General features: G+C 42.1%; 9 protein-coding genes. 7 read left to right on the forward strand and 2 right to left on the reverse strand.

Annotated elements, in window-relative coordinates:
• Positions 1 to 28 precede the first annotated feature (28 nt).
• Both ftsH and rlmE read right to left on the reverse strand, forming a co-directional pair.
• Positions 29 to 1,981, reverse strand: a complete 1,953-nt coding sequence (gene ftsH, locus OFY17_RS01590; protein WP_263528938.1) for an ATP-dependent zinc metalloprotease FtsH — start codon at positions 1,979 to 1,981, stop codon at positions 29 to 31.
• A 72-nt stretch (positions 1,982 to 2,053) separates the two neighbouring features.
• Positions 2,054 to 2,674 (reverse strand): 23S rRNA (uridine(2552)-2'-O)-methyltransferase RlmE, encoded by a 621-nt coding sequence (gene rlmE, locus OFY17_RS01595; RefSeq protein ID WP_263528939.1) that lies wholly within the window; start codon positions 2,672 to 2,674, stop codon positions 2,054 to 2,056.
• A 99-nt stretch (positions 2,675 to 2,773) separates the two neighbouring features.
• Here rlmE and OFY17_RS01600 point away from each other — a divergent pair, with 99 nt between their 5' ends.
• The 7 genes from OFY17_RS01600 to OFY17_RS01630 all read left to right on the forward strand — a co-directional run bounded on the left by OFY17_RS01600 (position 2,774) and on the right by OFY17_RS01630 (position 9,880).
• Entirely contained in the window at positions 2,774 to 3,076 is a 303-nt protein-coding gene (locus OFY17_RS01600) for a YhbY family RNA-binding protein (protein WP_263528940.1), read from the forward strand.
• Between the two features lie 103 nt (positions 3,077 to 3,179).
• On the forward strand, positions 3,180 to 4,019 hold the full coding sequence (locus OFY17_RS01605) for a hypothetical protein (protein ID WP_263528941.1): 840 nt from the start codon (positions 3,180 to 3,182) through the stop codon (positions 4,017 to 4,019).
• A gap of 104 nt (positions 4,020 to 4,123) precedes the next feature.
• The gene (locus OFY17_RS01610) at positions 4,124 to 4,888 is read left to right on the forward strand and encodes an ABC transporter ATP-binding protein (RefSeq protein ID WP_263528942.1); all 765 of its coding nucleotides are present in this window, start codon (positions 4,124 to 4,126) and stop codon (positions 4,886 to 4,888) included.
• Between the two features lie 25 nt (positions 4,889 to 4,913).
• Positions 4,914 to 5,810 carry an iron-siderophore ABC transporter substrate-binding protein gene (locus OFY17_RS01615; protein ID WP_263528943.1) on the forward strand — a complete coding sequence of 299 codons (897 nt, stop codon included), beginning with the start codon at positions 4,914 to 4,916 and terminating at the stop codon, positions 5,808 to 5,810.
• Positions 5,810 to 7,789 carry a Fe(3+)-hydroxamate ABC transporter permease FhuB gene (gene fhuB / locus OFY17_RS01620; protein WP_263528944.1) on the forward strand — a complete coding sequence of 660 codons (1,980 nt, stop codon included), beginning with the start codon at positions 5,810 to 5,812 and terminating at the stop codon, positions 7,787 to 7,789. The genes OFY17_RS01615 and fhuB overlap by 1 nt, the downstream gene beginning before the upstream one ends.
• A 156-nt stretch (positions 7,790 to 7,945) precedes the next feature.
• Complete coding sequence (locus OFY17_RS01625) at positions 7,946 to 9,610, forward strand: multidrug ABC transporter permease/ATP-binding protein (RefSeq protein WP_263528945.1); 1,665 nt, start codon at positions 7,946 to 7,948, stop codon at positions 9,608 to 9,610.
• A 54-nt stretch (positions 9,611 to 9,664) separates the two neighbouring features.
• Positions 9,665 to 9,880 carry an MbtH family protein gene (locus OFY17_RS01630; RefSeq protein ID WP_263528946.1) on the forward strand — a complete coding sequence of 72 codons (216 nt, stop codon included), beginning with the start codon at positions 9,665 to 9,667 and terminating at the stop codon, positions 9,878 to 9,880.
• Positions 9,881 to 9,896: the final 16 nt, after the last annotated feature.

Consider the following 9,896-nt stretch of genomic DNA (forward strand, 5'->3'; position numbering starts at 1 on the left):
AAACATCCATATCTAAAATGAACACGTTTTATTCACCAGCTGGTTTTGTCGACTGAGCTGGAGCCTCTTCAAGCTCATCATCTGAAATAGGTGCACCCTTATCTTCCGGCTCAGATTCAGGAGCGTTACCCGTAGGTGGTGTCGCTCCAGGATCAGACCAACCTTCAGGTGCAGTCGGCTTTTTACCATCCATAATTTCTTTTATTTGTTTGGCATCAATCGTTTCATACTGCATTAACGCTTCTGCCATAACATCTAATTTTGAGCGGTTATCCTGCAACACTTGCTTAGCTTTGTTGTAGCAAGAAGTAATAATCCCCTGTACTTCCGCATCAATAACCTTACCCGTTTCAGGTGAGTAGTAATTTGCTTTTTCACCTGTTGAGCTTGCAACATAGCCACCAGAGCGATCTTCTTCTTCGTATGCAAATGGGCCAAGCTTTTCTGACAAGCCCCATTTAGTCACCATGTTTCGCGCAATGCTTGTAGCACGCTCAATATCATTAGATGCACCCGTGGTTACACCAGAGAAACCAAGGGTCATTTCTTCAGCAATACGACCACCATATAGACCGGCAATCATACTTTCTAAGCCTTGCTTACTCTGACTCGTTTGGTCATCTTCAGGCAAGAACATAGTGACACCTAGTGCTCGACCACGAGGAATAATAGTCACTTTATATACAGGATTATGTTCTGGCATCACATAACCAACGATGGCATGGCCCGCTTCATGATAAGCCGTATTTAGCTTCTCTTTCTCAGACATAACCAAAGTTTTTCTTTCCGCACCCATTAGAATCTTATCTTTAGCAAGCTCTAATTGTTCCATGCTGACTAAACGACGATTCGAACGTGCTGAGAATAATGCTGCTTCATTCACCAAGTTGGCCAATTGCGCACCTGAGAAACCAGGCGTACCGCGTGCTAAATTACGTGGTTCAACATTATCATCACAAGGGACTTTACGAAGGTGTACTTTTAGAATCTGTTCACGACCACGAATATCAGGCAAACCTACCTCTACTCGACGGTCAAAACGACCCGGACGAAGCAAAGCAGAGTCCAATACATCAGGTCGGTTTGTCGCTGCAATGACAATGATACCTTCATTACCTTCGAAGCCATCCATTTCCACCAGCAGCTGGTTCAATGTTTGCTCACGCTCGTCATTACCGCCGCCCATACCGGAACCACGACTACGGCCAACAGCATCGATCTCATCAATAAAGATGATGCAAGGCGCATGCTTCTTAGCTTGTTCGAACATATCTCGCACACGAGAAGCACCAACACCAACAAACATTTCTACAAAATCAGAACCAGAGATAGTAAAGAAGGGCACTTTCGCCTCACCAGCGATGGCTTTAGCCAAAAGGGTTTTACCCGTACCTGGAGGACCACACATTAAGATACCACGTGGGATTTTACCGCCTAAACGCTGGAACTTACCCGGCTCACGTAAGAAATCGACAAGTTCTTCTGTATCTTCTTTCGCTTCATCACAACCAGCAACATCTGCAAAAGTCGTTTTAATTTGATCTTCAGGTAACAAACGCGCTTTGGATTTACCAAAAGACATTGGGCCACCTTTACCGCCGCCACCGCCTTGCATTTGGCGCATGAAGAACATAAAAATGGCAAGAATAATTAAGATAGGAAAACTGGCAACAAGCAATTGTGTCCAGATGCTTTGCTGCTCAGGCAATCGACCTTCAACAATGACGTTATTACTTAGCAAGTCATCCATGATTTTCGGGTCTGCAGCGGCAGGGCGAACTGTATCGAAGCTATCGCCACCGATTCTAGTACCGCTAATAATGTAACCATCTACTGTGACTTTTGCGACTCGGCCATCTTGAACCTCTTTCACAAATTCAGAATAAGAAATTCTATTGGTATCAGTTGATGTATTAAAGTTGTTAAATACCGTAAGCAGTACAGCAGCTATCACTAACCACAACAGTATATTTTTCAGCATATCGTTCAAGAGCACACCTCTAAACGGTTATTAGTAATAATGTCACTGGCAATAGTACCAGAACATAACCCATTAACCTTTATATTGTCTTCCTAATAAATAAATTTCACGGCTTCTCGCTCGTGACGCATCGGGTTTACGTGTAACAACAGACGAAAATTGTGTCCGCATAACTTTAAGGTATTCTTCAAATCCTTCACCTTGAAAAACTTTCACCAGAAAGTTTCCACCAGGTCGAAGTACTTGAGAAGCCATATCTAACGCAAGCTCTACAAGATACATAGCTTGTGGCTGATCTGCAGAGCTGTTACCACTCATATTGGGGGCCATATCTGAAATTACAAGATCTGCTTTTTCATCTCCCATTTTTGACAGTATTTCTTCATACACACTTTGCTCTGTAAAATCACCTTGTACAAAGGTAACACCAGGCAATGGCGCCATCTCTAAAATATCTGAGGCAATAACAGTACCGTGATCACCCACCAATTTAGTGGCAATTTGAGACCAGCCACCAGGAGCAGCGCCTAAATCAACCACCCTCATTTTAGGGCGAAATAGCTTATCTTTATCATTTATCTCAAGCAGCTTATAACTTGCTCGAGAGCGATAACCATCTTGCTGGGATTTTTTGACATATTTATCATCAAAATGTTCCTTCATCCAACTATTACTACTTTTTGATCTTGCCACGTTTTCTTCATACCTAAATCAGTCAATATTCCGCTATAATATCGCTTAACCTCGAAAGCCTCCAATAAAGAGGGCCAACTAAGATGAGAAATATTGACTATGAGTCTTACAAACGCACAAAAAAAGCAATATCGCCTAATAGGTCACAACCTTAATCCTGTGGTTATGATTGCTGGCAACGGTTTAACAGAAGCCGTATTAACAGAAATAGACAGAGCATTGGAAGATCACGAGCTTATTAAAGTTCGCATCAGTGTGATGGATCGTGAAGTTCGTAGTTCACTTATCGCAGAAATCAGTAAAATAATGAAATGTGAAACGGTTCAAACTATTGGCAAGGTAGCGCTATTTTATCGTGCAGCTTTAGAGCCAAACCCTAAATTGTCTAATCTACTTCGCTAAAAGCCAAAAATTGAGATAACTTCTTTTTATGAAATAGCGGTTATCTCTAAACTCTTTCCCACAACGGTCGATACTCTTTAATAGCTAGCAGAGGAGTCGAACCATGTTATTCATAGAGGCGATCAACAAAGTCGCCGCTCACCCAGATAAAAAGAAGCTACTCGTTAAAGGCAAAAGGCGCTCGTCTGTCACAAACAAAGACTCTGTTGACTTAAGTTCGGCTGGCCATCAGGTGAAAGAAATACACCTAGACAGTCATGCCAAACAGCCTCTCACAGCCAGCTCTAGCGTGTTTGCCAACCTTATTGAGCACGCACTTACTTATTTGCTAAACAGTAAAATCTATTTGCACTCCCCTGAGGAATTAGGGCTAGACAACAAAGATTGGAAGCTTTTTTTACAAGTTCCTCCCATTTCCATTGAAAAGAAAAAAACGATTGCTGGATATTTACCACCTCAGCGATATCAAAACACTACAAAGCCACTTATTTTTCATATTCCAGTTAAACCCTCTTACGGCCCTGCGGTGGAAATGACACTCATGCTATCGCCACACAGCGGCTCACCTGAAATACCAGAGTTTTTCCAGAATTTCCAACAAGAAAGCTGGCTACCTATGCTAAGCACCCCCTATTCGCCGGAATTTCTGCGCCAGCAGGTGTCTCACTATCACGTATTCATAGATCAAGATGGGGAAGTAGACCAGCTTTCTCCTTTATATACCTTTGTCAATCAGAGCCGGTTGACAGAAGAAAGTAACATCCCTAAAAGCACCCACGGGTTACGCATATGGAAGGCGAAGCACAACACACTCGAACCTGTTCTTTTAGGTGATGAAAGAGTTGGCGCTCTTTTTGTACACCATCACACTACATTAGATAGTAGAGCCATAAATATAGACTCAAGAGCCAGCCAGTCGGACAAACTATCTATAAAAGCTTAAAAACAATAAGATCTAGACTCGAAAATATATATGAAAATGATTTGCATTAGCATCATTGTTACTATATAAATTCAATTTTATAGACACCTGAATTGAGACTTATAATGATTGAGGCAAAAGAACTTACATTTAGTGCTAGTCAAACCGAGTTATTAAGCTCTTTCAATATGTCTTTTGAGACTGGAAAAATATATGCCTTAATAGGGCACAACGGATCTGGAAAATCCACCCTATTAAAACTTCTAGCTCAACAGCAGCAGCCTTCATCTGGTAACGTCTATCTTAATCAAAAGCCACTGACATCATGGCCCCTTAAGCAGTTTGCTCAACAAGTCGCATATCTACCTCAGCACACTCCAGATACAAGCAGCCTATCAGGCAGAGACCTAGTTAGCTTTGGTCGATACCCATGGCACGGATTACTAGGAAGGTTGACCACCAAAGACAAACAATACATTGAAGACGCAATGAAACTCACCAACACCCTTAAGTACTCCGACCGTTTGGTTGATACACTTTCTGGCGGTGAACGCCAACGTATTTGGCTAGCTATGCTGCTCGCTCAAAAAACCCAATACCTACTACTAGATGAGCCACTATCAGCCCTCGACATCGCCCACCAAATAGACATCCTCAATTTAATAAAAAAACTAAGCAGAGAGCTCAACCTAGGCGTCATCATTGTCATACATGACATCAATATGGCAGCTCGTTTTTGTGATCACATTGTTGCTTTACGCAATGGAACCATGATTGCTTCAGACTCGGTAGAAAATATATTTAGCAGCGAACAACTACAAAAAATTTACGGCATTGAGATGCATATAAGCCAACATCCTACTGGCCATCCAATAGCCATCCCCTACTAACAGTACACTCAATGGAAAACACATAATGAGATCCATCCCTCTCTTCATAATGTTTTGCCTACTTACGTATGGAGCAAGCACCTCTCATGCAGAAGAACCAAGAAAAGATTACGATCAACCCAAACACCCAAAACATCTGAACATTGCCGTAATTGATTGGACACACGCAGAAACACTATTGGCACTCGGAGTACAGCCAATTGCTATGGCGAAAAAAGCAGGGTACAAATCTTGGGTAAACGAGCCGAAGGTACCCGATGAAGTAATCGACATTGGCTTGCGCACACAACCAAACATGGAACTTTTATCAGAATTAAAGCCAGATAGAATATTAGTTTCACCCATGTTTCATAACTTAGAGCCTCTTTTATCGCGTATTGCCCCAGTCTCCAATATTGGTCTATACAAAAAAGGAAATGTTTCTTGGGATTCGATAAAAGAAGCGACCTACGCAATAGCAAGAGAAGCTAATGCAGATGAAGCAGCAGACACCCTCACCTCATCTGCAGAGCATCTATTCAATCAACTATCCAAACAAGTACCAAACAACACCCCTCCCCTGCTAATGGTTCAATTCATGGACTCGCAACACGTGCGAGTATTTGGTAATAACAGTCTCTATAAAACCGCAGCTAATCAAATTGGCCTACAAAGCGCTTGGACAGAGAACACAAATAGCTGGGGATTTTCACTGGTTGGCATGGACCAACTAATGAATATTAAGGGACAAATTCTTGTTGTTAAGCCTTATCCTACTGGCGCAGAAAAGCATTTAAAAGAAAACCGTTTTTGGCAACACCTGATCCAACGAAGCGGGCACCCGCTACTAGAAATAGACCCTGTATGGAGCTTTGGCGCCATCCCCTCTGCTATGAGATTTGCTAGCTTATTAACCGAAAAATTAAACGAGGGAAACAAATAATGCGGGCTATATCAGTTGGTCTAATTGCACTTCTATTCGCTCTAGTGCTGTTTATGGCAACCCAAGAACTCTCTCTCAGTAACAACAATTTGAGCAGTTTGTTCAAACCGAACTGGTCATCCAGCAGCGCCATCAACCTACACCTAACATGGTGGCCCAGACTGTTTACCACTATTATCGCTGGTGCAGCACTTGCGGTTGCAGGTGTCTTAATGCAACAAGTTCTTCGAAACCCTCTAGCATCACCCTCCACTCTAGGTGTCGCTAGTGGATCGAGCTTTGCACTTATGACCTCCACCCTTTACGCGCCATGGCTTCTGGATCTATCTCACAGTTTTGTAGCTCTAGCTGGAGGCCTGCTAGCAATGGGGATTGTTTTTTTACTTTCATGGAGGAGAGCACTATCCCCAACCGTTGTCGTTGTCTCCGGACTTGTCATTAACTTGTATTTTGGCTCAGCTGGCACAGTGCTACTCATGATGAATCAAGAGCAACTATCTGGCTTAATGATTTGGGGCGCAGGATCTTTAACGCAAACAGGCTGGAGTAACACTCAATACCTACTAACCAGAATCATCCCTGCCATTTGCATCGCCTTTCTATGTTTAAAACCCCTTAGCCTGCTAGAGCTATCTGACTCTGGCGCAAGAAGCTTAGGCGTATCATTAGGCAAACTTCGCTTTATATGTTTAACACTAGCGGTACTTTTAACTTCTTGGGTGGTTGCTAGTGTTGGCGTAATTGGTTTTATTGGCCTTGCCGCACCCGCAATCACTCGAACCTTAGGCATTCACCGCCTCACACCTAAACTTGTTATTGCTATGCTCATCGGCGCATTATTATTAACTTTAACCGACTTATTGATCCAAAAATTACCTGGATCACTCGCAATGTTTTTACCAACAGGCGCTGCAACGGCAGCCTTAGGCGCCCCTCTAATACTCTGGCTACTTCCACGAATATCCACACGAAGTCAAACCCAGACAACCACTGTTTTAACCCGACATAAAACCCACACTAGGCAGCTCAACAAAAATGCAGTTTGGGGAATTATAGCTTTCCTTTTACTAGCCTTCCTCTTGCTGAATAATCTAGCCATCCAGAAAACAGGGTGGCAGATATTATTAGTTAATGCTCTTTCATCTAATGACTGGTCAATGCTGGACTGGCGTGCACCTAGACTAGCCGCTGCCGCATTAGCAGGAGCGATGTTGGCAGCAGCAGGTACAGTGATACAAAGATTAAGTGGTAACCCTATTGCCAGCCCCGAAGTTATAGGAATCAGTTCAGGTACCGCCCTAGGATTAATCCTCACTTTATTTAGCGGTTTAGGCTCCAGCTTAATCGGCCTATATACGGGTGGCTTAATCGGCGCCTTAATCACTATGCTCGTCATAATCCTATTAAACCGAAAGTCAGGTTTTCAACCTGAGCGAGTTTTACTTACCGGCGTTGCTATCACAGCATTAATGAATGCTATTCAGAGTATTATTTTGGCTGGAGGAGACCCAAGAAGCTATCAAGCTTTATCATGGCTGGCTGGCACAACCTATTATGTAACAATGGATAGCATTCCCATCCTATGTGCCACAGCAATTATTTTCATATCTTTATGTTTTATTTGTAGTCGCTGGCTTGATGTACTGCCTTTAGGACAAAGTAGCGCCAACTCCCTAGGAATAAAAGTTTCACGTGCGCGAATACTGCTATTACTATTAGTTGCTTGCCTTACTGTAAGTGCAACCCTTGTTGTCGGCCCACTTAGCTTTGTAGGTTTGATGGCCCCTCATTTAGCTCGTATTTTTGGTTTCAGCAGAGCAAAAGAACACCTTATCATTGCTATATTAATTGGCTCAGCCCTAATGCTTTTCTCAGATTGGCTAGGGCGTCAATGGCTATACCCACAGGAAATACCAGCAGGCATTGTTGCTTCAATTATCGGAGGGATGTATTTAATGTGGGGGCTAAGAAAGCTATGAATACACTACCCTCGATTTAAATAAAGCTTCGCTCCTTCACTGTAAATTCTTATCCATATTACTTACTTCAGCTGTAGACAAGAGAACATAAAGAAAATAAAATTGAACGATAATCATTATCAATACAATTAACAACAACATTACAGGCAATTTCAAATGAAGCTATTACTTCAGCTAGCAGGCAAACAATCAAAGACTCTACTGCTAGTTATGTTTTTAAGTATGGCGAGCGCATTACTCACTATTAGCGTCATTGCTTTCATCCAGTACAGACTATTAAACGAGCACGCTTCTTTTAGCCAATCCCTAATTCAATTTTTCTTATTACTCATTGCATTACTACTAACTGCAACGATTGCACAAATATCTCTACACAAGCTAGGGCATCAGTTTGTATATAAGAAACGTCGCCGACTGGTTGCTCAGCTAATAAATACAGATATAGAACAAATAGAAAATATTGGTGACGCTAAGATTTTAGCATCGCTAAACACTGACATACGTAACATAACCATCGCTTTTGTCCATTTACCAGAGTTGCTATATGGCATCATTCTCTCTGCGGTATCTATGGCTTATCTTGCTTTTTTATCTATACCGTTATTTTCCATTAGTCTTCTCATGCTATCGATGACAGGACTGCTTGGGTTCTGGTTAATAAACAGAATTTCTTCTCATATCAGAAAAGTAAGGGAATACGATGACAAGCTATATCAAGATTACCAAACACTCATTGACGGTCGAAAAGAGCTATCGCTAAATCCAGCTAGAGCTAAGCGCTACTTTAAAGAGGAATTCAACAAAAATGCCGCAGGCTACCGAGATCAAGTAATCGGCGCCGACATACTAAACGGCTTTGCAGCCAATCTGGCTAACACCATTGTGCTAGCGCTAATCGGAGTGAATTACGCTCTTGCATTAGGCCTCGGCTGGAGCAGTTTTCAAGTGGCTTCATCTTTTGCATTGGTTATTCTTTTTATTCGAATGCCACTGATGGCTGCCATAGGCGCCTTACCAGCCTTTGTCACAGCAAATATCTCGATGAAAAAGCTAGCCTCACTATCCCTTAATGAGAGCGATAAACTAATAGATGAAAAAAGCGCCTCCACTCTATCATTTCAACAACTAACACTTCAGGGCGTCACTTACCAATATAGATCTAATAACGAAGAAAAGCCGTTTCAAGTTGGGCCTATTGATTTGACCATTACGCGTGGAGAGTTGATCTTCATCATCGGAGGCAATGGTAGTGGAAAATCGACTTTTGCTCGATTACTTACAGGCTTATATCGCCCACATTCTGGTGAAGTGAATGTCGATGGATCAACAATTCATGCAAATAGTTGGCACCTATATCGCCATTATTTTTCCGCAGTGTTTAGTGACTTCCACTTATTCCAGCAGATTACCGATGGCAATGGAAAGAACATCTCAAACAATGAGATTGACAACTGGATGGGACATCTAGAAATGGCGCATAAAGTGTCACATGAAAATGGCTATTTATCCGACACTCGTTATTCACAGGGACAACGAAAACGCCTAGCTCTCATCATGTCTATTGCTGAACAAAGAGGCTGTATTTTGCTCGACGAATGGGCTGCAGATCAGGACCCTCGCTTCCGAAAAATATTCTACACACAATTGCTTCCTCTATTAAAGGAGCGAGGCATCACCATTATCGCTATCACTCATGACGATAAGTATTTCGACTGTGCTGACCGTGTTTTGAAAATGGACAATGGTAAGTTATCAGAACTTAATCCAACAAATAGTTCACAGGTCAGAGAAGCAATTACAGCGACCGAAAACCAAAGGTAGGGCTATCTATATGCCTTACACAAACACTATATAGAAAGTTATTGGAGCCCTTAAATGAGTATTGATAATCCAAACACAGAATTCACTGTCGTGATCAACGAACAAGAGCAATACAGCATTTGGCCAACTTACCACAACACCCCAACAGGTTGGAAAGAAGTAGGAGTAATTGGCAATAAAGAAACATGCTTGGCATACATAAAAACCACTTGGATAGACATGCGCCCAAAAAACCTAAAAGAGAATTTAGCAAGTACAAACTCTAACTAAAAACTAAAAACTAAAA

Source organism: Marinomonas sargassi, from assembly GCF_025716875.1.
In the GTDB taxonomy this organism is placed as follows: Bacteria; Pseudomonadota; Gammaproteobacteria; order Pseudomonadales; family Marinomonadaceae; genus Marinomonas; species Marinomonas sargassi.